This is a genomic window from Micromonospora sp. NPDC048930 (genome assembly GCF_043197935.1).
In the GTDB taxonomy this organism is placed as follows: Bacteria; Actinomycetota; Actinomycetes; order Mycobacteriales; family Micromonosporaceae; genus Micromonospora.
In genome coordinates, this window is record NZ_JBICUB010000016.1 from 70,817 (window position 1) to 93,383 (window position 22,567).

The 22,567-nt window shown below is 70.6% G+C and carries 20 protein-coding genes; 6 read left to right on the top strand and 14 right to left on the bottom strand.

The window, feature by feature from the left end; genetic code table 11:
• Positions 1-9 precede the first annotated feature (9 nt).
• Positions 10-1,605, bottom strand: coding sequence for an FAD-dependent oxidoreductase (locus ACGFI9_RS30730; RefSeq protein ID WP_393183494.1), 1,596 nt, complete (start codon positions 1,603-1,605; stop codon positions 10-12).
• 39 nt (positions 1,606-1,644) lie between these two features.
• Positions 1,645-2,691 carry a LacI family DNA-binding transcriptional regulator gene (locus ACGFI9_RS30735; protein WP_393183495.1) on the bottom strand — a complete coding sequence of 349 codons (1,047 nt, stop codon included), beginning with the start codon at positions 2,689-2,691 and terminating at the stop codon, positions 1,645-1,647.
• A gap of 399 nt (positions 2,692-3,090) precedes the next feature.
• Here ACGFI9_RS30735 and ACGFI9_RS30740 point away from each other — a divergent pair, with 399 nt between their 5' ends.
• Positions 3,091-4,449, top strand: coding sequence for a hypothetical protein (locus ACGFI9_RS30740; protein ID WP_393183497.1), 1,359 nt, complete (start codon positions 3,091-3,093; stop codon positions 4,447-4,449).
• Positions 4,450-4,591: 142 nt separating this feature from the next.
• Here ACGFI9_RS30740 and ACGFI9_RS30745 read toward each other — a convergent pair whose 3' ends face one another.
• From ACGFI9_RS30745 to ACGFI9_RS30755, 3 genes are all read right to left on the bottom strand, one after another.
• Entirely contained in the window at positions 4,592-4,996 is a 405-nt protein-coding gene (locus ACGFI9_RS30745; RefSeq protein WP_393183498.1) for a CGNR zinc finger domain-containing protein, read from the bottom strand.
• Between the two features lie 411 nt (positions 4,997-5,407).
• A complete protein-coding gene (locus tag ACGFI9_RS30750) occupies positions 5,408-6,232 on the bottom strand; it encodes an SAM-dependent methyltransferase (RefSeq protein WP_393183500.1) in 825 nt (274 codons plus the stop codon).
• Between the two features lie 529 nt (positions 6,233-6,761).
• Complete coding sequence (locus ACGFI9_RS30755) at positions 6,762-7,487, bottom strand: SDR family oxidoreductase (protein ID WP_393183502.1); 726 nt, start codon at positions 7,485-7,487, stop codon at positions 6,762-6,764.
• Positions 7,488-7,730: 243 nt separating this feature from the next.
• Between ACGFI9_RS30755 and ACGFI9_RS30760 the strand changes: the two genes are divergently transcribed.
• Positions 7,731-8,174 (top strand): OsmC family protein, encoded by a 444-nt coding sequence (locus ACGFI9_RS30760; RefSeq protein WP_393183504.1) that lies wholly within the window; start codon positions 7,731-7,733, stop codon positions 8,172-8,174.
• A gap of 82 nt (positions 8,175-8,256) precedes the next feature.
• On the opposite strand, the gene ACGFI9_RS30765 is transcribed toward ACGFI9_RS30760, so the two are convergent.
• Both ACGFI9_RS30765 and ACGFI9_RS30770 read right to left on the bottom strand, forming a co-directional pair.
• Positions 8,257-8,742, bottom strand: a complete 486-nt coding sequence (locus tag ACGFI9_RS30765; RefSeq protein ID WP_393183506.1) for a carboxymuconolactone decarboxylase family protein — start codon at positions 8,740-8,742, stop codon at positions 8,257-8,259.
• Between the two features lie 208 nt (positions 8,743-8,950).
• Positions 8,951-9,874, bottom strand: coding sequence for a ketopantoate reductase family protein (locus ACGFI9_RS30770; protein WP_393183508.1), 924 nt, complete (start codon positions 9,872-9,874; stop codon positions 8,951-8,953).
• An 86-nt stretch (positions 9,875-9,960) separates the two neighbouring features.
• Between ACGFI9_RS30770 and ACGFI9_RS30775 the strand changes: the two genes are divergently transcribed.
• Positions 9,961-10,524 carry a CGNR zinc finger domain-containing protein gene (locus ACGFI9_RS30775; RefSeq protein WP_393183510.1) on the top strand — a complete coding sequence of 188 codons (564 nt, stop codon included), beginning with the start codon at positions 9,961-9,963 and terminating at the stop codon, positions 10,522-10,524.
• A 99-nt stretch (positions 10,525-10,623) separates the two neighbouring features.
• Here ACGFI9_RS30775 and ACGFI9_RS30780 read toward each other — a convergent pair whose 3' ends face one another.
• The 5 genes from ACGFI9_RS30780 to ACGFI9_RS30800 all read right to left on the bottom strand — a co-directional run bounded on the left by ACGFI9_RS30780 (position 10,624) and on the right by ACGFI9_RS30800 (position 17,271).
• Positions 10,624-11,616, bottom strand: coding sequence for a TIGR03842 family LLM class F420-dependent oxidoreductase (locus ACGFI9_RS30780; protein WP_393183512.1), 993 nt, complete (start codon positions 11,614-11,616; stop codon positions 10,624-10,626).
• Positions 11,617-11,629: 13 nt separating this feature from the next.
• A complete protein-coding gene (gene hydA, locus ACGFI9_RS30785; RefSeq protein ID WP_393183514.1) occupies positions 11,630-13,033 on the bottom strand; it encodes a dihydropyrimidinase in 1,404 nt (467 codons plus the stop codon).
• Positions 13,030-13,872 (bottom strand): nitrilase-related carbon-nitrogen hydrolase, encoded by an 843-nt coding sequence (locus ACGFI9_RS30790; protein ID WP_393183515.1) that lies wholly within the window; start codon positions 13,870-13,872, stop codon positions 13,030-13,032. Before ACGFI9_RS30790 ends, hydA begins: the two co-directional genes overlap by 4 nt.
• Complete coding sequence (locus tag ACGFI9_RS30795) at positions 13,872-15,425, bottom strand: NCS1 family nucleobase:cation symporter-1 (RefSeq protein ID WP_393183516.1); 1,554 nt, start codon at positions 15,423-15,425, stop codon at positions 13,872-13,874. The genes ACGFI9_RS30790 and ACGFI9_RS30795 overlap by 1 nt, the downstream gene beginning before the upstream one ends.
• Before the next feature lie 241 nt (positions 15,426-15,666).
• Complete coding sequence (locus ACGFI9_RS30800; protein WP_393183517.1) at positions 15,667-17,271, bottom strand: PucR family transcriptional regulator; 1,605 nt, start codon at positions 17,269-17,271, stop codon at positions 15,667-15,669.
• Positions 17,272-17,399: 128 nt separating this feature from the next.
• Here ACGFI9_RS30800 and ACGFI9_RS30805 point away from each other — a divergent pair, with 128 nt between their 5' ends.
• Positions 17,400-18,704 (top strand): aspartate aminotransferase family protein, encoded by a 1,305-nt coding sequence (locus ACGFI9_RS30805; protein WP_393183519.1) that lies wholly within the window; start codon positions 17,400-17,402, stop codon positions 18,702-18,704.
• Positions 18,701-20,191: a CoA-acylating methylmalonate-semialdehyde dehydrogenase gene (locus tag ACGFI9_RS30810; RefSeq protein ID WP_393183521.1), complete on the top strand. Its 1,491-nt coding sequence runs from the start codon at positions 18,701-18,703 to the stop codon at positions 20,189-20,191. Before ACGFI9_RS30805 ends, ACGFI9_RS30810 begins: the two co-directional genes overlap by 4 nt.
• A gap of 5 nt (positions 20,192-20,196) precedes the next feature.
• Here the strand turns inward: ACGFI9_RS30810 and ACGFI9_RS30815 are convergent, their stop codons facing one another.
• Complete coding sequence (locus ACGFI9_RS30815) at positions 20,197-20,607, bottom strand: NUDIX domain-containing protein (protein ID WP_393183522.1); 411 nt, start codon at positions 20,605-20,607, stop codon at positions 20,197-20,199.
• A 132-nt stretch (positions 20,608-20,739) separates the two neighbouring features.
• On the opposite strand from ACGFI9_RS30815, the gene ACGFI9_RS30820 reads away from it, so the two are divergent.
• A complete protein-coding gene (locus tag ACGFI9_RS30820; RefSeq protein ID WP_393183524.1) occupies positions 20,740-21,561 on the top strand; it encodes a hypothetical protein in 822 nt (273 codons plus the stop codon).
• Between the two features lie 58 nt (positions 21,562-21,619).
• Here ACGFI9_RS30820 and ACGFI9_RS30825 read toward each other — a convergent pair whose 3' ends face one another.
• The gene (locus tag ACGFI9_RS30825) at positions 21,620-22,474 is read right to left on the bottom strand and encodes an SMP-30/gluconolactonase/LRE family protein (protein ID WP_393183526.1); all 855 of its coding nucleotides are present in this window, start codon (positions 22,472-22,474) and stop codon (positions 21,620-21,622) included.
• Positions 22,475-22,567: the final 93 nt, after the last annotated feature.

Genomic DNA, 22,567 nt, shown 5'->3' on the forward strand with positions numbered 1-22,567 from the left:
CCGGGGGTTTCAGTAGCCCGCGATCTGCGGCCAGCGGCGTTCCACGCCGGCGGCCGAGACGCGGTCGGTGAACTCGGCCAGCAGGCGGGGGGTGCCGCGGACCGCGCGCGGAGACTCGCCCCGCGCCAGACAGAAGTCGGCCAGCAGGCCGGCCACCTCGCCGACGTTCCATTCGACGGGGTGCAGCCGGTAGCTGCCGTTGGTGATGTGCGTGGTACCGATGTTCTTTCCGGCCGGCAGCAGGTTCTCCATCCGCCGCGGGATCAGCGCCCCGAGCGGAATCTCGAACGGGCAGGAGCCGACGTCGATGTAGTTGTCGCCACCGGTGGACGGATGCAGGTCGATGCGGTACATCCCCACGCCGACGGAGTCGGGGTAGTGCACCGCACCGTGCTCGCCCCGCACCGCGAGGGAGAGGTCCTGCTCCACCACCGTGTACTCGGCGCGGATCCGGCGTGATTCCCGGATGTAGGGGGCCTGCGCCAGGCCGTCCCGGCTGCCGGTCACGTCGCCGCGCAGCCGCAGGCCGGGGAAGCCGGTGCCGCCGTCCGGCCGGGGCGCCTCCGTCTGCAGCCAGTAGAGCACCGAGTACGACAGCTCGCGGGCCTTGGCCAGGTGCCACGACGCGTTGGGCACGTCGATGACCGGCCCCTCGAAGTAGTCGATCATCGGCCAGTTGACCAGCGTGATGTCGCTGCCGTACGCCCCGTCGGTGAAGTTGCGCCGGGCGGCGATCCGCCGGAACGTCCACAGATTGCCGTCACCCGGGTTGACGCGCTGGTCGGCGTTGACGCTCAACGGGTCGTCGTCGGGGTTGGGGGTGAAGCTGCGCTCGACGATCTCCAGCGTGCGCGGGTGCGGCGACTTCCAGGACAGCAGCCGGTCACCCCAGAAGTCGGGCTTGTAGTCGCGCCAGAAGTCGTACCCGGCGGGGCGGTCGATGGTGTGGTCGCCGTCGACGTGGTCGAGGGCGAAGCAGACCGAGACGGCCTGCATGTTCATCGGCTGCGCCTCGGCCGGTGCGCTCGGCTCACCGGTCTCGGCCTGCGACTCGAACCCGGTGACGTACTCGGTGCCGGTCAGCGGTAGCAGCTCACCGGTCTCGGTGGCGTCCAGGATGTACGGCGCCACCACGTCGATCCGGTCGTCCCGGTCCCGGTGCGCGAGGGTGACACCGGTGACCCGGTCCCCGTCGGTCTCGGCGGCGACCGGCCGGTACGGCTGGAGCACGGTCAGCCGTCCCGATCCCCGATACGGCGCGAGCATCTCCTCGAGGACGGCGACGGCGACGCGGGGCTCATGGCAGATCCGGCTCACCCAGCCGGCCCCCGGGTTGAGGTCGGTCCAGGCCCGGGAGCGCTCGGTCAGGGGGTAGTGGCGACGGTAGTAGTCGCGGATGCCGTTGCGCAGGGCCCGGTAGCTGGCGGTGGCGCCGAACTGCTCGATCCAGGAGTGCTCGTCCGGCGGCACCGCCTGGCTGGTGAGCTGCCCGCCGAGCCAGTCGAACTCCTCGGTCAGGATGACGGACCGGCCGGCCCGGGCCGCGGCGAGCGCCGCGGCGACCCCGCCCAGTCCGCCCCCGACGACGAGGACGTCCGCACGCATCTGTACCACTTGCTTCCTTCCAGTTGCGCGGGCGACCGTTCAGCGCCGGTCGACCGCCGGATCAGGGGTGCCGAGGGTGTCGCCCTCGACGAGTTCGCAGGGAAGAAGTCGCTGCTGGAGGCCGGCTCCGCTGCCGTCGATGACGCCGGTCAGCACCTCGACCGCCTGCCGGCCCATCTCCTCGCGGGGAATGCGGAACCCGGTGAACGCGCTGTCGGTGGGGACCGGGGACGTCGGGTCGCCGAGGGTCACGATCGACAGGTCGCCGGGCACGGTCAGCCCACGCCGACGAGCGGCCGACTCCAGCGCCACCGCCGTGGCGAAGTCCTCCACGAAGGCGGCGGTGGTCCCGTCGGCCAGCAGGTCGTCGAGGCACGCGTCGGCCTCTCCGGCCACCGCGGACACCTGGCGGGCGCTCGCCGCGGTCGTCGCGGCGGCCAGGAAGCCACGGCGCCGGTCCTCGGAGGATTCGGCGGTCATGCCCATGCCCACGTACGTCAGGCGCCGGTGACCGCGCCGCAACGCCAGCTCGACCAGCCGGGCCACCGCCGCGGCGTAGTCGGCGCCGACATAGGGCACCGGTCCGCCGGCGTCGTCGCGGCGTCCGACAGCGACGTACGGAAATCCGTCGCGGTTGAGCCGGTGCAGCTCCGCGCCGTCGATCTCGCGTCCGAGCAGGATGCACCCGTCGGCCAGCCGCAGCCGGTTGTCCTGGTGGAAGATGCGCCGCCGGCCGTCCACCACCGGGGCGCTGGTGAACAGCAGCAGGTCGCAGCCGACCCGCTCGGCGTACTCCTCGATGCCGAGCAGGAACGGGTGGAAGAAGTCCCGGCTGCCGCTGGGGAAGGCCGGCTCGTACGTGAAGACGCCGATGATCCGGTTGAACCGTGAGGCGAGGCGGCGGGCCACCGGGTCGGCGGCGTACCCGGTCTCGGCGATGACCCGCAACACCCGGTCCCGGGTCTCCGGGGCAATGCGGACCTCGGCGTCGGTCCGGTTGTTGAGGACCAGCGACACCGTCGCCTGACTGACGCCGGCCATCCGCGCGATGTCACGTTGGGTGACGCGTCTGGGGGGAGCGGTCACGGCGGGTCCTTCCGGTGCGGCTAATGCGTATTAGCGCTCTGGGTTGGGAAGGAGCCTGGCGGGTGGACCAACCCCGTGTCAAGAGGATGACGAAGATTTCGGGGGAGTGAACTTCCTGGAGTAATGCGCATTAGCGACAGCCGGCCCCGGTGGGGCCGGGGTGCGGGTCCACAGAGGCGGGTGGGACGCCGGACGAATCGGGCGGCCTCTTGACAGGGGGCTCCCCGGACGCGCAACATTCGAGAAACGTCGATGCTAATACGTATTAGCAAGCCGGCTCGGACTGACCCCGGCGGTCGATGACCCCTGCGCTCTTACCGAGAGTCACCGCGCGTCGCTCGGCACCGTCCGTGCGAGGCCGGCGCAGCGCCCGATCCCACCGACAGCAGAGGAAGACGCATGACCAGAGCACCCGCCCCCTCAACCCGACGCGCTGTCGCGGCGACCGCCGGTGCCGGCCTGCTCGTCGTCGCCATGGCCGGCGCCGCACCGGCCGCCGCCGATCCCGGCCTCGACTTCCCCCGGTTCACCTACGCGGGCACCGCGTTCGACAAGAGCACGCTCGCCTACAACCCGACGAACGAGTTCATCTTCCCGAGCGTCATCCGGGCCGCCGACTACTTCCCGAACCCGCTCGGCACCTACTACCTCTACTACGCGCCGCACGAGCGTCCCGGCGGGATCGCCCTCGCGTACGCCGACTCGATCGACGGTCCGTGGACCGAGTACGACGCCAACCCGCTGATCAGCAACACCTGGCTGCCGCACTACTCCACGGTCAGCCACATCTCCTCACCCCACGCCGTGTGGATCGAGGACGAGCACAAGCTCTTCCTCTACTTCCACGGCGAGAACTCGATCACCCGGTACGCGACCTCCGACGACGGTATCCACTTCAGCTACGGGGGCACCGCCGTCAGCCGCAACGAGACCACCGGCGGCGAAACCTCCTACGCCCGGGTGTTCGAGCAGTCCGTGCCCCGCCTGGGCACGCGCTACCTGATGCTCTTCATGGACAACCCCACCGGCGGGGCGCCCGGCCCCACCGGACCGGTGTCCCGCCGCATCCGTTGGGCCGTCTCGAACGACGCGCGCAACTGGAGCATGCAGCCCGCACCGATCGTCACCCCGGAGGGCGACGAGGGCCCGAACGCCTCCGGGCCGTTCTTCCTCCGCTGGAACGACCGCAACCTGGTGATCTACCACGCCGCCGACGGCAACATGCACGCGGTGGACGTCGGGGAGGACTTCGACCAGGAGATCCACCTCGGCATCGTGCACGACTCGATGTCCGTCGCGCCCGACCTCGGCCGGTCGGCCGCGCCGACGTTCTACTTCGACGGGCGTACCGCGCACATGTACTACGAGGCCGGCGGCCGGCTCACCGCGACCATCGGACACGCCACCGCCGCCCTGGCCGACCCCTTGCCGGTACGGCAGCTGGACTGCGCGGCGGACCGGCCGGTCCTGTGGCCACCGAACCACGAACTGGTCGACGTCAACGTCACCGTGGACCTGCGCGACGGCGTGCTCGGCCCGAACGCGTTCGCGCTGACCGCCGTGACCGGCGGTGACGCCGCGGACGTCAGCGGCTTCGCCACCGGGACACCGGACACCAGCGGCCAGCTCCGGGCCGAACGGGCCGGCAACGGCGGGGATCGGGTGTACCACCTGACCTACGCCGGCCACGACGAGATCGGACGGCCGGTGGGCTGCACGGTCACCGTCACCGTCCCGCACGACGAGGGCGTCAACTAGACCGGCACGAGCCCCGGCCACCCGGTACGACGCCGAGGTGTACACCCGCCGCCGGGAGCAGCCGGCGGCGGGTCACGGGCGGAAGGTCCGGCGGTAGGTCCCGGGTGGGCTGCCGATCTGATGGCCGACGTGGCGGCACAGCCTACCGGCGGTTGGCGTACGCGCGGACCTTGGCGCGGTTGCCGCAGACCGCCATGCTGCACCAACGCCTCCGGCCGCGGGGATCGAGGAAGAGCCATCCGCAGTCGTCGCCGGGGCAGGCGCGGACCTTGGTGCGTTGCGCCGTGCAGAGCAGGTCGGCGGCGGCCTGAGCGCAGGCGAGGAACGGCAGGGTGAGGCCGGCGTCCCGGGGGAGGACCCAGCGGGCGATCCCGGACCCGTCGGCGTGCAGTGTCGCGGTGGCGGCGGCGCGTTGCGCCGCCTCCGCAACGGCGCGGAACGCGGCGGTGTCGCCGGGTGTCAGAAGCGCGTCGTACAGTGCGGTTCGCAGGGCTCTGGTCTCCGCGAGGGCGCCCTCGGCGGCGGCCGGGTCCTCGCGGGCCGCCATGCGTAGCCGCTCCACGGTGGAGGGGTCGAGCAGCCCGACGTGACTTCGTCAACGCCGACACCGGAGAGACCGCGCGGCGGGACGCCGGCGGCTCGGGAGCCGCTGACTACCGTCCGGACGGCAGCTGGCTGCGCTACTCCATCGTCGGCCCGGCCGGTTTCGGCTTCCGGGCCGAGGACCGCTATCCGCGGGGCTACTACATCCTCAACGGGCTGCACGTGATCGCGTTCGACGGCTCCGGCACCCGCCGGATGGCCGTTGCCGTGGGCGAGGAGGAGAACGTCTGCCTGGCGCTCGGCGACGCGGTCTGACGCTCAGCGATGCCGGGGATTGCCGCGCCGGTGAGGCCAGCGCCAGCTCGTAGGCGGCTCCCGTCGGTGAGACGGTCGCGGGTGGCGCATTCCGAGGGGTCTACGGTTTGCGCGCCACCCCGGCCCAGTAGTACGCGGCGTAGGGATCGGCGGGAGCTTCACCGTCGGGCCGCCAGGCCATCACGGGCGCCATCCCCGGCTCGATGAGCTCCCAGCCGTCGAAGAACCGCTCGATCTCTTCCCGCGTACGCGGAACCAGGGTCATGCCGCCGTGGGTGGCCGCCGCGACCGCGGCGCTCATCTCCTCCGGATTGAAGTCCTGGGTGGGGTGGCTGATCGCGAGATAGCTGCCGGACGGCAGGGCGTCCATCAGGGTCCGCAGCCTGGCCTGCGGAGCGTCGTCGTCGCTGAGCAGCATGAGGACGGCGATGAGGGTGAGCGCCACCGGCTTCGTGAGGTCGAGGGTGTCCACGAGGGTGGCGTCCGCGAGGATCGCTTCCGGCGTGCGGAGATCAGCGTGAATGTAGCTGCTGCGACCCTCCTTCGTGCTGATCATCAACGCCCGGGCATGGGCCAGCACGATGGGATCGTTGTCGACGTACACCACCCGGGTGTCGGGTGCGATCGACTGGGCGATCTCGTGCAGGTTGGGGCGGGTGGGGATACCTGTGCCGATGTCGAGGAACTGCCGGATGCCCCGGTCGGCAACAAGATGACGCGCTACCCGGTGCACGAAGCGGCGGTTCTCCGAGGCCATCTGCCGCAGCGTCGGGATCGCCTTGATCATGGCCTCGCCCATGGCCCGGTCGACCGCGAAGTTGTCCTTGCCGCCGAGCCACCAGTCATAGACCCGGGCGGAGTGGGGGATGGTGGTATCCACGGTTGGCGGCGCGACCTCCTCGGTCTGCGCACCACTACCCGACACAACGGTCTCCCCTCGGCGGCGGTTCGGGCCTCCACGATAGACGGTTCAGCCGGCGCTCGGTGACCGGAGGGAGCTTCTAGGCCGTGAATAGCTCTGACCACGCGATGAAGCAGCGCCCAAACAGTGCACCAGGGCGGCCTGGACACGGGGTGGTTGAACCCACATGATGGACGGCGACCGCGTTTCGGGAAGTGCGCATGCCCCGTCGGCCTCCTGCCGCCGTCCGAGCCACCCTCCAACGTCACCACCGGCGACGACCGCAGGCTCCCTGGCCCGCACACAGAGTCAAGGCTCGGCTCGATGTGCGTCGCTTGTCCGCCTCGACAATGCGACAGCTACGCGTGCTCGATCGCCTCCACGGCTGGCCGGACCCATCCCCAACTCCCCTGGTGGCTACGGACGTTCGACTACTGAACCCGGACCTCAGGGGAAAAATCCAGTGCGTCGGTTTCACGCCGTCTCCGTGACCGCTATCGGACCCTGGCGTCCAGGATGATCAAGGCATGGACCCCGCCGTCGGGCGAACGGCCTACGGCCAGCCCCCGGTGAAATCGATGACCTGGCCGGTGGTGAACGGCGAACGTCCGGAGGCCAGGAAGGCGATGAGCTCCCCGACTTCCTCGGGCTCGCCGAGCCGCCCGGCCGGCACGGTCCGCACGATCAGTTCCCGGCCGGCCGGATCGTCGACGAACCTGGCCCGGGGGTAGTACATCTCGCTGTACAGGTAGTTCGGAGCCACGACATTGACCTGGATGCCGTCAGGGGCCGCCTCCCTGGCCAGCGCCAGGGCGAACGCGGTGGTGCCGGCCCGGATCGCCGTCGGAGTCGCGAAGCCGGGCTCCGGCCGTCGGGGACGTGCCGAGGTGACGAAGACGAACGCGCCGGTGCCGCGTGCCCTCATCACCGGCAGGAACAGTTGCGCCAGCCGTACCGGAAAGACCAGGACGGCCTCGAAGGTGGCCCGCAGGTCGTCGAGTGGCAGGTCTTCGACGGCATGACGGGTGATCGGATGGACGTCGTTGGACACCAGCGCGTCGACCGTTCCACCGTCTCGCGTCACGGCCGCGTGGATCTCCTCCGGGTCCACCGCGGCGAGGCACCGCGCGCCGGCGTGCTCGCTCTCGTACCGGGTCCGCTGGGCCGGGTCGGAGAACAACGGATCGTGACAGAGCACCTCACATCCCGCGCGCAACAGGCTGCCCACCGCACCCGGCCCGGCATACTGCGTGACGTTGGTGACGAGGACTCGCCGCATGTCGTTCCCCCGACTTGAGCGTGGATCGCGAGCGTACGAGGGCGGAATCACGCATGGCAATGTGGTCGCCGATCACGGTCACAACCTACGGTGTGGGGACTTCTCCCAGGTCGCCGACGACGAGCCCCGCCTGGTCGCGGACTCGGACGGCTCCGTGACCGGTCATCGCGGGAGACTCCGCCCACCCACCGCCGGCCAGGGCCGCCGGCGCGGGGACCGGACGACCTGGGTAGCTTCCCTGTCATGAGTGAGGACACCTTCCGCTCGGTCGAGATCGAGCGCACCAGCGTGGGAAAGTACGTCGTGCGGAATGCCCGCGGCGGTTCGATGTCGATGGGCGCGGGCGAGGACGCCAGCTTCACGCCGGTGGAACTCCTCCTGGCGGCCATCGGAGGCTGCACCTCGATCGACGTCGACCACATCACGAGCCGCCGCGCCGAGCCGACCCAGTTCTCCGTCGAGGTCACCGGCGACAAGATCCGGGACGAGGCCGGCGGAAACCGGATGCAGAACCTCAAGGTCGAGTTCACCGTGACGTTCCCGGCGGGCGCGGACGGCGACCGGGCGCGCGAGGCGCTGCCCCGGTCGCTGCAGCAGTCGCACGACCGGCTCTGCACCGTCTCCCGTACCGTCGAACTTGGCACGCCCGTCTCGATCGTCACGGCTGCCGGTCCCGCCGGGGACTGAGGTTTTCCGGGACTGCGCCCGGGCATGCGCGGGCCCGGCCCGGATCGAATGATCCCGGGCCGGGCCCGAAAATGCCTGCCGATCAGTTCGTCATGCTGGCGAACATGCCGGGCTCGTACGAACCGCCCTTCTGGTGCACGATCACGGCGAGCCGGTTGGCCGCGTTGATCAGAGCGACCAGGGCGACCAGCGCGGCGATCTGGTCGTCGTCGTAGTGCTTGCGCACCTGGGCCCAGGTCTCGTCGGACACGCCCTGGTGGGCGTCGGCGAGCCGGGTGCCCTCTTCGGCGAGCGCCAGCGCGGCCTGCTCGGCCTCGGTGAACACGGTGGACTCGCGCCAGGCGGCGACCAGGTTGAGCCGGACCGCGGTTTCGCCGGCGGCCGCGGCGTCCTTGGTGTGCATGTCGATGCACCAACCGCAGCCGTTGATCTGGCTGGCGCGCAGCGACACCAGTTCCTGCGTGGACCTCGGCAGCGGCGACTGGTGGATCACCAGGCCGGCGTTGGCGAACCGCTTGGCGAACTTGACGGCGATCTCGTTGTCGAGCAGGTTGAACCGGGCGTCCATGACCCCGTCCTCTCTCGTCGTGTTGCGGTGGACGAACACGAGATGCCGGCAACCCGATCCCTGTGACAGCGTGGCCAGGTGACGGCAGCCACAATCACGCGGAGCGCGGTAACCGGATTGGTCGAAGACGAGGCCCTTCCGCAGCGTCTTCCGCCGCGTGGGGGTGACCGACGTGGCCGGGCGGCGGCCGAGCCTGGATGGCGGCAGGCTATCCGCCGGCGACGCGCTGCTCGTGCACGCGCAACGCCACCGTCGTGGCATCCAGCAGGGGAGTGGGTACGCCGAGCGCACGGGCCCGCGCCGTGAGGTCGCCGAAGATCTGCTCGGCCTCGGTCGGCTGCCCGGCGATCAGGTCCCGGTAGAGCGAGGCGGTGTCGGCCGAGCCGGGCCGGGTCACGAAGGCCTGGACGTTGTCGAGGGCCTGCTGCGGCACCGGATAGCCGGCCGCTGCCGCCACGGCCGCGGCCTCGGCGGCGATCTGCGGGCCGAGGCGCTCGCCTCCGGGGACCGCCACGGCGTCGCCGACCGAACCGCGTACCAGGGTGTTGAGGGCACCGACCGTGCTGATGAAGACCCACTTGTGCCACATGGCACGGCGGATGTCCGGCGAGACGGCGAAGTCGAAGCCCGCGCCGGACAGCACCTCGGCGACCTGCTCGACGCGCTGCGACGTGCCGCCCTGCTGTTCACCGATGACGATCTCGGCCAGGGTGCCCAGCCGGACGATGTCACCCTCGGCGTCGAGCGTGGTGAGGACGCGGACCACGCCGCCGAGCACGGCGTCCACGGCGAACCGCTCGTTCAGCGCGTCCATGTGCGCCATGCCGTTCAGGAACGGGATCACCGTGGTTCGCGGGCCGACCGCCGCGGCGACGTCGTCGATCGCCGCCGGTAGCGCGGTGGCCTTCACCGAGACGAGCACGATGTCGTAGTGCCCGTCGAGTTCGTCGGCGGTGAGCAGCCGGGGCGTGAGCACGGTCTCGGGCCCCAGACCGGTGATTCGCAGCCCACGCTCGCGGAGCACGTCGGCGCGCTTCGGGCGGACGAGGAAGGTGACGTCCCGGCCGGCCTGCTGGAGCTGGGCGCCGAAGTAGCCTCCGGTCGCGCCCGCCCCGACGACAAGAATCCTCATGCGCCGAGACGTTACTAGTCGAGCCGGTAACGCGACAGCGTCGATGGAGTGATCTGGGTTACCGGTTGAACCGGTATCATCGAGTGGTGTTTCAGGATGCGGCGGCGTTCCGGTTCGTCGGCGGCCGGGTCTCGGTCGACTTCACCGCGACCCACGGCCTGCGGTGGCGCGACCCCAGCGTCGAACGCATCCCCGCCCCGGCCGATCTCGCGCGCTGGTTCATCGCGGCGGGGCTGACCGACCTCACCGTGCCGGTGTCCGCCCCGACCCTCCGCGGCGCCCGTGCGCTGCGCGAGGCCCTCTACCGGCTGATGCGTGGCCGAGTCTGCCAGGAGCCGCCGGACCGGCGCGCCATCGAGGTGGTGAACCGCTGGGCGGCCAAGGCGCCACCCGCGGTCCAGCTCACGGCCGACGGCTCGGCGAAACGTCTCGTGGAGCCCAGCGCCGGCTCGCTGCTGGCGCTCGTGGCCCGCGACGGCGTCGACCTGCTCGGCGACCCCCACGCCGACCGCCTGCGCGAGTGCTCCAGCGACACGTGCACGCTGCTCTACCTGGACACCACGCGGGCCGGCAGCCGCCGCTGGTGCGCCATGGAGGTCTGCGGCAGCCGCGACAAGATGGCCCGCTACCGCCGGCGCGGCGCCGTCTGACCCGGCCTCGTCGCAAGCTCGCGGCGTGGCTGTCCCGCGGCCGGCATGACGGCCCGGTCCGCGTACCTCGCCGATGACGGGCAGAGTGAGGCCGGGGAATCAGACCTGTGTGATCACGTCCTTGCCGTACGAGGAGAGGGTCTTCTCCTTGTCGTCGTGCATGAGGTAGAGGGCGAAGTGGTGCACCCCGATCTCCTTGAGCTCCTGCAGCCGGTCCACGTGTGCCGACTCGGGGCCGAGCAGGCAGAACCGGTCGACGATCTCGTCGGGCACGAAGTCGGTCGACGGGTTGCCGGCGCGGCCGTGGTGCGCGTAGTCGTAGCCCTCGCGGCCCTTGATGTAGTCGGTCAGCGCCTTCGGCACCACCCCGGAGTCGCCGTAGCGGGCGACGAGGTCGGCCACGTGGTTGCCGACCATACCGCCGAACCAGCGCAGCTGGTTCCGTTGGTGCGCGAGGTTCGTGCCCACGTAGGCGGGCGCGGCCACGCACATGGTGATCGAGTCGGGATCGCGGCCGGCGGCGGTGGCCGCGTCGCGTACCGAGCCGATCGTCCAGCGGGCGATGTCGGGATCGGCGGTCTGCAGGATGAAGCCGTCGGCCTGCTCGCCGACCAGGCGCAGCGCCTTCGGTCCGTAGGCGGCCATCCAGATCTCCAGCCGGCCGTCCCGCACCCACGGGATGCGCACCGGCGTGCCGTGGTGTTCCGCCTCGCGGCCCTCGGCCAGCTCCTTGATCACGTGCATGGCCTGTTTGAGGGTGGCGAGGCTCGCCGGCGGCTGGCCGATGACCCGGCGGGCCGAGTCGCCGCGGCCGATCCCGCACACGGTGCGGTTGCCGAACATGTCGTTGAGGGTGGCGAACAGCGACGCGGTGACCGACCAGTCGCGGGTGCTCGGGTTGGTCACCATCGGCCCGACCATCAGGTGCTTGGTCGCGGCGAGGACCTGCGAGTAGATGACGAACGGCTCCTGCCACAGCACGCAGGAGTCGAACGTCCACCCGTATCGGAACCCGTTGTCCTCGGCCGCGGTGAGGCCCGCCACGACGTCGCGCGCGGGCGGGTCGGTCTGCAGTACGACACCGAAGTCCACGGCTACTCCTTGGTCAGACCAGGTATTGACAGAGGTCGCGCTTCAGGAACCGGCCGTGCCCGGCGGCGCCATGGAAGGTGTCGTCGTCGACGACGACCTGACCGCGGGACAGCACGGTGGAGACCTTCCCGGTCAGCTCCATGCCCTCGTACGCCGAATAGTCCACGTTCATGTGGTGGCTGCGCGCGGAGATGGTCTGCCGCGCCGTCGGGTCGTACACCGTGATGTCCGCGTCCGCGCCGGGGGCGATGACGCCCTTGCGCGGGTAGAGGCCGAACATCCGGGCGGGCGTGGTGGAGCTGATCTCCACCCAGCGCGCCAGGGTGATCTCGCCGCGTACGACGCCCTGGTGGAGCAGGTCCATCCGGTGCTCGACGCCGGGCATCCCGTTCGGGATCTTGGAGAAGTCGCCCCGGCCCAACTCCTTCTGGTCCTTGAAGCAGAAGGGGCAGTGGTCGGTGGACACCAGGGACAGGTCGTTGGTGCGCAGCCCCCGCCACAGCTCCGCCTGGTGCTCCTTCGGACGCAGCGGGGGAGAGGCGACGTACTTCGCGCCCTCGAAGTCGGGCCTGGCCAGGTCGTCCAAGGACAGGAACAGGTACTGCGGGCAGGTCTCGGCGAACACGTTCTGGCCCGTGTCGCGGGCCTGGGTGACCGCGTCGAGGGCGTGCGCGGCGGACAGGTGCACGATGTACAGCGGCGAGCCGGTGACCTTCGCCAGTGTGATCGCCCGCGAGGTGGCCTCGCCCTCCAGTTCGGGCGGCCGGGTCAGCCCGTGCTGGACCGGGTCCGTCTGGCCGTTGGCCAGCGCCTGGAGGATGAGCTGGTCGATGGCGATGCCGTTCTCCGCGTGCATCATGATCATCGACCCGGTGTCGCGGGCCTTCTGCATCGCCCGCAGGATCTCTCCGTCGGTGGCGTAGAAGACCCCCGGGTACGCCATGAACATCTTGAACGTGTTGACGCCCGCGTCGATGCAGGCCTCCATCTCCTTCAGCGACGTGTCGTTGACGTCCGAGATGATCATGTGGAACGCGTAGTCGATGGCGCAGTTGCCGCCGGCCTTGCCGTGCCACTTGTCGAGCGCGGACAGCAGCGACGTGCCCTTCGCCTGTACGGCGAAGTCCACGATCGTCGTCGTGCCGCCCCAGGCGGCCGCGGTCGTCCCGGTCTCGAAGGTGTCGGCCGAGAACGTGCCGCCGAACGGCATCTCCATGTGGGTGTGGCCGTCGATGCCGCCCGGCACCACGTACTTCCCGGCCGCGTCGATCACCCGGTCGGCACCCGAGGCCCACTGCTCGGCCAGGCCCGAGTCCGGCGCCGCGAGCGCCGCGATCCGCTCACCCTCCACCAGCACGTCCGCCGGGTACGCACCGGTGGCGTTGACCACTGTTCCGTTCCGGATGACGATGCTCACGGCTTCACCAGCGATTCGTACGTCTCGGGCCGGCGGTCGCGGTAGAACGCCCACAGGTCACGGACCTCGGCCAGCTTGTCCATGTCCAGGTCGCGCACGACGACCTCCTCCTCGGTGTCCGACGCCGCGTCGCCGACCAGTTGCCCGCGCGGGTCCACGAAGTACGACTGCCCGTAGAAGTCGTTGTCGCCCAACGGCTCCACGCCGACCCGGTTGATCGTGCCGACGTAGTACTCGTTGGCCACGGCGGCGGCCGGCTGCTCCAAGCGCCAGAGGTACTCGGACAGGCCGCGGCTGGTGGCGGAGGGGTTGAACACGATCTTCGCGCCGGCCAGGCCCAGCGCCCGCCAGCCCTCCGGGAAGTGCCGTTCGTAGCAGATGTAGACGCCGATGCGGCCCACGGCGGTGTCGAACACCGGATAGCCCAGGTTCCCGGGCCGGAAGTAGAACTTCTCCCAGAAACCCTTCACCTGCGGAATGTGGTTCTTGCGGTGCTTGCCGAGGTAGGTGCCGTCGGCGTCGATCACCGCGGCGGTGTTGTAGTAGACGCCCGGCTGCTCCTGCTCGTACATCGGCACGATCAGGACCACGCCGTGCTGCTCGGCGATCTCCTGCATCAACACGGTCGTCGGCCCGTCCGGGATCGCCTCGGTGTACGAGTAGTAGTCGGCGTCCTGGATCTGGCAGAAGTACGGGCCGTAGAACAGCTCCTGCAGGCAGACCACCTGCGCGCCCTGCGAGGCGGCGCGCCGGATCGCGTCGACGGCGTTCGCGATCATCGACTCCTTGTCGCCGGTCCACTTCTGCTGCACCAGCCCGGCTCGGACGATGCTGCTCATCACTGCTCCCCCTTTGCGTGGCCGGCGCGCGACATGGTCAGCGCCAGGTAGACGAGGAAGGCGCCGATCAGACCGGCGGCCCAGCTGTAGTCGTAGAGCGGTTTGAGGAAGGGGATGAGCCCGTCGGACGGGAACGGCCCCTTGCCGGGCGCGGAATAGGCGCCACCGACCGCGAGGAGGGCACCGACGAGCGTGGCGACGAGGGCGGCCCAGTTCCAGCCACCGGAGAACCAGTACCGCCCCTCGGGGCGGTAGAGGGCGGGCAGTTTGAGGCGGGTGGAGTTGCGGACCCAGTATCCGGCGATGAGCACCCCGGCGACCGCCCCGAGCAGACCGCCGTAGAACCCGAGCCAGACGAAGATGTAGATGTTGGGGTCCTGCACCAGGCGCCAGGGCTGGATCAGGATGCCGAGCACGCCGGTGATCAGGCCGCCGGTCCGGAAGCTGATCAACCGGGGGACGGCGTTGGAGAAGTCGTACGCCGGGCTGACCGTGTTCGCCGCCACGTTCACCGACAGCGTCGCCACCACCACGGTGAACAGGCCGAGCGCGACGACCAGCGGGTTCTCGAACTTCGCCGCGAGCTGGATGGGGTCCCAGATCGCCTCGCCGTAGATCACCGCCGTGCCCGACGTGATCATGATCGACAGGATGGCGAAGAACGACATCGTGGTGGGCAGGCCGAGGATCTGGCCGTACGCCTGCTGCCGCTGGCTGCCGCCGAACCGGGTGAAGTCGGGGATGTTCAGCGACAGGGTCGACCAGAACGCGACCATCGCCATCAGCGACGGCGCGAACAGCTTCCAGAAGTCGGCGCCCCAGCCCAGTTTCGACGGCTCGGACAGGATCGGGCCGAACCCGCCCGCCTCGACCAGCACCCAGATCAGCAGGGCGACCGCGACCGCGATGACGAACGGCGCGGCCCAGTTCTCGAAGCGTCGCAGGGTGTCCATGCCCCGCCAGATGATCGCCATCTCGATCACCCAGAACAGGAAGAACGAGGCCCACAGCGTCCACGGGTAGTCCATCACCGTGGCCGCGTCGACCCACCAGGAACCCAGCAGCTTGCCGGCGATCGCGTAGATGGCCTCGCCGCCGATCCAGGTCTGGATGCCGAACCAGCCGCACGCGATGAAGGCGCGCAGCAGGGCCGCGAGGTTGGCGCCCCGGACCCCGTAGAACGCGCGGGCGAAGACCGGGAAGGGGATCCCGTACTTCGTGCCCGCGTGGCTGTTCAACAGCATCGGGATCAGGACGAGCAGGTTGCCCAGCGTGATCGTGAGGAACGCCTGCACCCAGTTCATGCCGAGCTGGATGAGCCCGGCGGCGAGCAGATAGCTGGGGATGTTGTGCGCCATGCCGATCCACAGCGCCGCGAAGTTGTACGTGGTCCAGGTGCGTTTCTCGATCGGCACCGGAGCGAGCTCTTCGTTGAAGTACGGGCTGTCGGCGATGGTGGAGAAATCGCGTAGCTCGACTCGGCCATCCGGATGGGTGATCTGTGTGCCCGGCTCGACGGCGGTGGTTTCGGAGGGCAGGGGTTCAACGGCCATCGGTCACCTCCCTGTTGCACTGCCGCAACAGTGCCCGGGCAACCGGCGCGCGTGCTGCGGATGAGGGCGGATCAGCACGATCTTTATCTCGGAATGGTGGGTGTCGCGGACCCGCCATGGCAGTGGCAAAGTGTCCACGCTTGCGAGGGCCGTGGCACACTCTGTCCACGGGCATGCCCGCCCGAACCTGTCAATCGGCGCGGTGGATCGATTCCGGCCGCCTACCAGGGCCGGAACGGCGTCAGGCGTCGTCGAGTTCGTGGACGAGCAGCGCCACGTACAGGGAGAGCATCGACTCCGGGTCCTCCAGCGACACCCCGAGCACCTGCGCGATCCGCGACAGCTGCTGGTAGTACGCCGTACGCGACACGTGCGCGGCGGCAGCCGCCGCCGACTTGTTCCCGCCCTGCTCGCAGAAGCAACGCAACAGCTCCACGAGCCGGCTGCGATGGTTGGCGTCCCGGGCCAGCAGCGGTCCCAGCTCACGGTCCGCGAACGCCCGGACCCGCTCGTCGTCGCGCAACAGGTGCAGCAGGCCGCGCAGGCGGACGTTGTCCAGCCGGTGGTAGAGCTGCGTGCCGGGAGAGCGGAGCGCCGCCCCCGCCACATGGGCGGCCTCGCCCAGGCTGCGGCGTACCTCGGCGACGTGCGACACGGTGGTGCCGACCGCCACCAGCACCGGACCGGCCGCGGAGCGGTGCACCTCCCGGGCCAACCGGCGCAGGACCGCGTCGACCCCGGCCTGCGCGGGCAGTGACAACAACGCGCGTACGCTCGTGTCGTCCACCACGCCCACCAGGGCCGGCACGGCCACCCGCCGGGCCGCCAGTGCGGTCGCCTCCGCGAGGTCGCGCAACACCTCCTGGGTGGCCAGCGCGGGGGCGCGTGGCGTCACGGTGGCGGGCCGGACCGCCATTCCGACCAGCTGCCGCCGCTCGAGGCTGACCCCCAGGGCCGCCGCCCGGGCGGCCAGGTCCGGAGGCGGCACCGCCTGACCGAGCAGTTGCGCCAGCAACATGCGGTGCGTCTGCCGCTCCAGACTTTCCCGGTCACGCGCGACGAGCCGGTGCACCGCCAGCGCCGATGCGGCCCGTTCCGCGACCACCACGTGCCGATGCGGCGGCGGATCCGGCGACAGCAGCACCAGACGTCCCCAGTCGGCGCCCTGCGCGCCGACCATGGTGACCAACCAGCCCGCCTCCTCGTCGTAGGCGGTCCGCTCGGGCGCCGCCACCGACCGGGACCGCTGACCCCAGTCGGCCAGCAGCTCCGTCGGATCCTTGCCGGCCGCGTCGTACGCGAGCACCTCGTGCCCCAGCGTCTCCAGCACGACCGGAAGGCCGGAGATCCGGGCCACCTCGCGCAGCACCTCGGCCGGCTCCGCGCCGGCCACGGTCAGCGACGTGAACGTCTCGTGCACCTGCTCGGCCGCCCGCAGCTCGGCCAGCTGCGCGTCGACGATCAGCGCCACCACCGCCTCGGTGACCGACACGAACGGTGTCTCCTGGGCGAGCGTGATCAGGGGGAGCCGTTGCCGGTTGGCCGCTGCCACCAGCGCCTCCGGTAGCCGGTCGTGCCACCGCCGGACCAGCTCGATCACCAGCCCCGCGGCGCGGACCGCGGCGAGGTCGTCCACGTACCTGGTCAGCTCCGCCGGCTCGTCCGGCAGGGCGATGCCGGTGGTCAGCACCAGCTCCCCGCCGCGCAGCAGGTGCGCGATGTCGGCGACCTCCGCCACGTGCACCCAGCGGACCCGGCCCTGCATGCCGGCGGAGCCGGCCACCACCTGCGGCTTCGCGCGCCGCATCACCGGCAGTGCGATGGCTTCTGCGACGGAGGGATACATCGCGCCTCCCGACGGTGGGATTGCACACAACGTAATGGGGCGGCGACCACAGCGGTACAGGTTGTGCGTAGCGGTTGGACAACGATTGCCGCCACACTCGCCCTGGGGACGAGTTACGGGAGGACGCGATGGCGCACCGCGAGCTGCTGGCCAGACACCGGTCCGTACTGCCGAACTGGCTGGCGTTGTACTACGACCAGCCGATCGAGATCGCCACCGCCCACGGTCGCCGGGTGACCGATCGCGAGGGACGGACCTATCTCGACTTCTTCGCCGGCATCCTCACCAACGCCATCGGCTACGACGTGGCCGAGATCAGCGACGCCCTCCGCGCGCAGATAGACACCGGGGTGTTGCACTCCTCCACGCTCTACCTGATCAAGTCGCAGGTCGAGCTCGCGGAGAAGATCGCCGAGCTCTCCGGCATCCCGGACGCCAAGGTGTTCTTCACCAACTCCGGCACCGAGGCGAACGAGACGGCGCTGATGCTCGCCACACAGCACCGCCGCAGCGAACAGGTGCTGGCGCTGCGCAACTCCTACCACGGCCGTGCCTTCGCCACCGTGGCGATCACCGGCATCCGCGGCTGGTCGGCCAGCGCGCTCAGCCCGATCAAGGTCAGCTGGGTGCATGGCGGCTACCGCTACCGAAGCCCGTTCCGCGACCTGTCCGACGCCGACTACATCAAGGCCTGCGTCGCCGACCTCCGCGACATCATCGAGACGACGACGGCGGGCGACGTCGCCTGCATGATCGTCGAGCCGATCCAGGGGGTCGGCGGCTTCACCACCCCTCCGGACGGTTTGTTCGGCGAGTTCAAGAAGGTGCTCGACGAGTACGGCATCCTCCTCGTCTCCGACGAGGTGCAGACCGGCTGGGGCCGCACCGGCGAGCACTTCTGGGGGATCCAGGCGCACGACGTCGTACCCGACGCCATCACCTTCGCCAAGGGACTGGGCAACGGTCTCGCGATCGGCGGCGTGGTCGCCCGCGCGGGCCTCATGGACTGCCTGGGGGCCAACTCGATCTCCACCTTCGGCGGCAACCCGCTCGCCACCACCGGCGCGCTGGCGTCGCTGACCTACCTGCTGGAGCACGACCTCCAGGCCAACGCCGGGCGGCTGGGCAGCCGCCTGCTCGACGGCCTGCGTGCGGTCGCCGCGGCGCATCCCGTGGTCGGCGACGTCCGCGGCAAGGGCCTGATGATCGCGCTGGAGCTCGTCGGGCCCGACGGCGCGCCCAACCCGGCGGCTGCCGTCGCCCTGCTGGAAGAGACGCGGGAACGGGGACTGCTCGTCGGCAAGGGCGGCCTGTACGGCAACGTCATCCGCCTGGCACCGCCGATGACGCTGACCCCGGCCGAGGCGGACGAGGCGCTCGAGATCCTCACCCAGTCGATCGAAGCGGTGGCCAAGGAGGTGCAGGGACCATGAGGACCACGCACTGGATCGGCGGCAAGCCGTGGCACGGTGTCGCCGAGCGGAGCGGCCACATCTACGATCCCGCCACCGGTCAGGTCGTCGGCCAGGTCGACTTCGCGGCCGCCGCCGTTGTCGACGAGGCCGTCGCCGCCGCGTGCGAGGCGTTCACCCGGTGGCGTGCCGTGTCCCTCGCGCAGCGGACGAGCCTGATGTTCGCATTTCGGGAACTCCTCAACGCCCGCCGGGCCGACCTTGCCGAGATCATCACTGCGGAGCACGGCAAGGTGCTGTCCGATGCCGCGGGGGAGATCCAGCGCGGGTTGGAAGCCGTCGAGTTCGCGTGCGGGATCCCGTCACTGCTGAAGGGCGGGTACAGCGAGAACGCCTCGACCCAGGTCGACGTGTACTCCATCCGGCAGCCGCTCGGCGTGGTCGGCGTGATCTCCCCGTTCAACTTCCCGGCCATGGTGCCGCTGTGGTTCGTGCCGAACGCCATCGCGTGCGGCAACACCGTGGTGCTCAAGCCGAGCGAGAAGGACCCGTCCGCGGCGAACTTCCTCGCGGAGCTGTTCGCGGAGGCCGGGCTGCCGGACGGGGTGTTCAACGTGGTGCACGGCGACAAGGAGGCGGTCGACCGGATCCTGGCGCACCCGACGGTCAAGGCGGTCTCCTTCGTCGGCTCCACTCCGATCGCCCGCTACGTCTACGAGACGGGCACCCGTCACGGCAAGCGGGTGCAGGCGCTCGGTGGCGCGAAGAACCACATGGTCGTCCTGCCCGACGCCGATCTCGACCTCGCCGCCGACGCCGCCGTCTCGGCCGGCTTCGGCTCGGCCGGCGAGCGCTGCATGGCCATCTCCGTCGTGGTGGCTGTCGACCCGGTCGGTGACGAACTGGTCGGCAAGATCCGGGAACGGATGGCGGCCCTCCACGTCGGCGACGGCCGTCGCCCGGGCTGCGAGATGGGACCGCTGGTCACCGGCGCCCACCGCGACCGGGTCGTGTCCTACCTGGACGCCGGCCAGTCGGCGGGGGCGCGTCTGGTGGTCGACGGACGGAACCACCCGATCGACGGTGAGCAGGCCGGCTTCTGGCTCGGGCCCACCCTCTTCGACCACGTCGACACCGACATGTCCATCTACACCGACGAGATCTTCGGGCCGGTGCTCTCGGTGCTGCGGTTGCCCAGCTACGACGCCGCCGTGGAGGTGGTCAACGCCAACCCGTACGGCAACGGCACGGCGATCTTCACCAACGACGGCGGCGCGGCCCGCCGGTACCAGAACGAGATCGAGGTCGGCATGGTCGGCGTGAACGTGCCGATTCCGGTCCCGGTCTCCTACTACTCGTTCGGCGGCTGGAAGGACTCACTGTTCGGCGACGCCCACGCGTACGGGCCGGAGGGAGTGAACTTCTTCGTCAGATCCAAGGTGGTCACCAGCCGATGGCTCGACCCGTCCCACGCCGGAGTGAACCTCGGCTTCCCACGGAACAGCTGACCAGCTCACCTGCCCTTGAGATGCCGCGCCAGCACCAGCGCGGAGGAAACCGCCAGCTCACGGTCGAACACCTCGTCCCGGGGGACGAACACCATGGCCCGTCCCTCGCCGAGCACCACGTCCTCCTGCCGGGCCCCGGTGGTGCCACCGAACACGTGGACCGTCACCGCGTGCGGGAAACCAGCCTCGTACGGACGCGGACCGCTCCACAGCGGGCGCAGCTCGCCCGCCGCCAAACCGGTCTCTTCCCGCAGTTCGCGGCGGGCCGCCTCCTCAGGCGACTCGCCGAGCTCGACATGGCCGCCCGGCAGGCTCCACTGGTTCGGCGACGCGGCCGCATCTCCGTCGCGGTGCTGCAGGAGCACCGCTCCTGACGGATCGACAAGCAGCACGAGGGCGACGTCATAGGTGGCCACGGCGAGAGCATGCCATGCCCGACACCCGCGGGAGGGGATCAGAACCCTTCTTATCGTGGGCAGCGACCTGTTGCGGGATTCACCGGAATCGTCGATCGTCATCCCTGCCGTCCCTGACCCGGGAGCAGATGAGTGCGCGTCAGCATGGCGACCAGCGCCGGCAAGGCCGGCCAGCCGAACGAGGACTTCGCCGGGGCCGTTCCCGGCGCTGCCGTGCTGCTGGACGGCGCCGGCATCCCGGGCACCGAGTCCATCTGCTCCCACGGTGTCGCCTGGTATACGCACCGCCTCGGCGGTGCGCTGCTCGGCCGGCTGTCGCGTGACGACGGGCGGGACCTCGCGGCGATCCTCGCCGCCACGATCGACGAGGTAGCCGCCGATCACCGCCGCACCTGCGACATCACGAACCCCGGCAGCCCGCAGGCAACCGTGCTGATCGTCCGCGCCCACCGGGGCCGCCTGGACCATCTCCTGCTCGCGGACTCCTACCTCGTCCTCGACCAGGTCCGCGGTGGCCCGCAGGTCATCACCGACGAGCGTGAGGTCACCGCCAGGCGCATCTGCGCCGCGCCCCTGGACGGCGTGCCCAGGGGAACCCCGGCGTACGACCGCATCCGGGACTCCTGCGTCGAGGCGCTGCGTGCCCGCCGGAACCAGCCGGGCGGCTACTGGATCGCGAAGGATGATCCGCACGCGGCGGAGGAAGCGGTGACCGGCAGCCTGCCCCTCCGTGACCTGAACAGCGTCGCGCTGCTCAGCAACGGCGCCAGCCGCATCGTCAGCCCGTACGGCCTGACCGACTGGCCCGGCGTGCTGGAACTGCTCGGCGCGCACGGGCCGGCTGACGTCATCCGCCGCGTCCGGCAGGCCGAAGCCCGCGCCGCCGGCGGCCCCGATGCCCGGGTCCCTGACGATGCCACGGTTGCCCACTGCACCCACCTGCCGCCCTCGTAGGTCGGCGAACCGTCGTCAGCCAGCAGGCAGCAGCCAGCGGATGATCGGCCGGACACGTCTAGGCCACGAACGGGTAGGCGGGGAAGCCGGGCACCCCGGGTCGGATCCGGAACAATGCTCCCGCCGGGGAGCGGTCGTGGGCCGGCAGGCCCTGGCGGGACGTCGTGATGTAGAGGTCGGCGTGGTCGGGGCCGCCGAACGCGCACGCGGTGGGGCGCCGGACGGGCAGCTCGACCACGGCCGTGAGGCGGCCGTCCGGGGCGTACCGGTGGACGGCTGCACCGTCCCACAGGGCGACCCATACACCGCCCTCGGCGTCGACGCACAGTCCGTCCGGCGTGCCCCGGTCGGGCGGCACCGCTACCACCGGCCGCCGGTCGTGCAACTCGCCCGTGGCCAGGTCGAAGGCGAAGGTGTCGATCCGGCGGGTGGCCGAGTCCACGTACCAGGCGGTCGTGCCGTCCCGGGTCCAGGCCAGCCCGTTGGAGACGCTGATCCCGGTCAGCACGGTCTCGACCGCGCCGTCCGGGCCGAGCCGGTGCAGCGCGCCCCGACCGGGTGCACCGTCGTACGCCATCGAGCCGCAGTAGAAGCGCCCGAGCGGGTCGCACCCGCCGTCGTTCATCCGGATCGCCGGGTTCGACCAGATCTCGGGCAGCAGCTCCACCGAGTCCTCGGTCAGCAGCGCGAAGCCCCGCTCGACGGCGGCGACCAGCCCGCCGCCGGATCGTGGACGTAGCGCCGCGACCAGCGGGGCGACGTGCCGGCGGACGATCACCCCGGTGGCCGGGTCCAGCGCCAGAATGTCCCCGACCAGCATGTCGACCCAGCGCAGCCGCTGGTCGGCCGGGCACCACACCGGCCCTTCGCCGTGTCCGGCGAGCGGCGGGGTGACCTGTTCCGCCCTACCCATCAAACCTCCCTGGCGACCGTGCGACGCGGTGGGCTACTCAGACCCACCACATCGCACACCGTCCGTGCCCGACCGATGCGGTGACGCTCGCCG

Excerpts from the sequence above, each read along its gene's own strand:
- ACGFI9_RS30755 (WP_393183502.1), bottom strand. The coding sequence starts at position 7,487 with ATGCGGCGAGTCCTCGTCACCAACGTCACGCAGTATGCCGGGCCGGGT.
- ACGFI9_RS30790 (WP_393183515.1), bottom strand. The coding sequence starts at position 13,872 with ATGAGCAGCATCGTCCGAGCCGGGCTGGTGCAGCAGAAGTGGACCGGC.
- ACGFI9_RS30810 (WP_393183521.1), top strand. The coding sequence starts at position 18,701 with ATGAGGACCACGCACTGGATCGGCGGCAAGCCGTGGCACGGTGTCGCC.
- ACGFI9_RS30765 (WP_393183506.1), bottom strand. The coding sequence starts at position 8,742 with ATGGACGCCCGGTTCAACCTGCTCGACAACGAGATCGCCGTCAAGTTC.
- ACGFI9_RS30770 (WP_393183508.1), bottom strand. The coding sequence starts at position 9,874 with ATGAGGATTCTTGTCGTCGGGGCGGGCGCGACCGGAGGCTACTTCGGC.
- ACGFI9_RS30760 (WP_393183504.1), top strand. The coding sequence starts at position 7,731 with ATGAGTGAGGACACCTTCCGCTCGGTCGAGATCGAGCGCACCAGCGTG.
- ACGFI9_RS30795 (WP_393183516.1), bottom strand. The coding sequence starts at position 15,425 with ATGGCCGTTGAACCCCTGCCCTCCGAAACCACCGCCGTCGAGCCGGGC.
- ACGFI9_RS30825 (WP_393183526.1), bottom strand. The coding sequence starts at position 22,474 with ATGGGTAGGGCGGAACAGGTCACCCCGCCGCTCGCCGGACACGGCGAA.
- ACGFI9_RS30745 (WP_393183498.1), bottom strand. The coding sequence starts at position 4,996 with ATGGCGGCCCGCGAGGACCCGGCCGCCGCCGAGGGCGCCCTCGCGGAG.
- ACGFI9_RS30740 (WP_393183497.1), top strand. The coding sequence starts at position 3,091 with ATGACCAGAGCACCCGCCCCCTCAACCCGACGCGCTGTCGCGGCGACC.
- ACGFI9_RS30730 (WP_393183494.1), bottom strand. The coding sequence starts at position 1,605 with ATGCGTGCGGACGTCCTCGTCGTCGGGGGCGGACTGGGCGGGGTCGCC.
- ACGFI9_RS30805 (WP_393183519.1), top strand. The coding sequence starts at position 17,400 with ATGGCGCACCGCGAGCTGCTGGCCAGACACCGGTCCGTACTGCCGAAC.
- ACGFI9_RS30800 (WP_393183517.1), bottom strand. The coding sequence starts at position 17,271 with ATGTATCCCTCCGTCGCAGAAGCCATCGCACTGCCGGTGATGCGGCGC.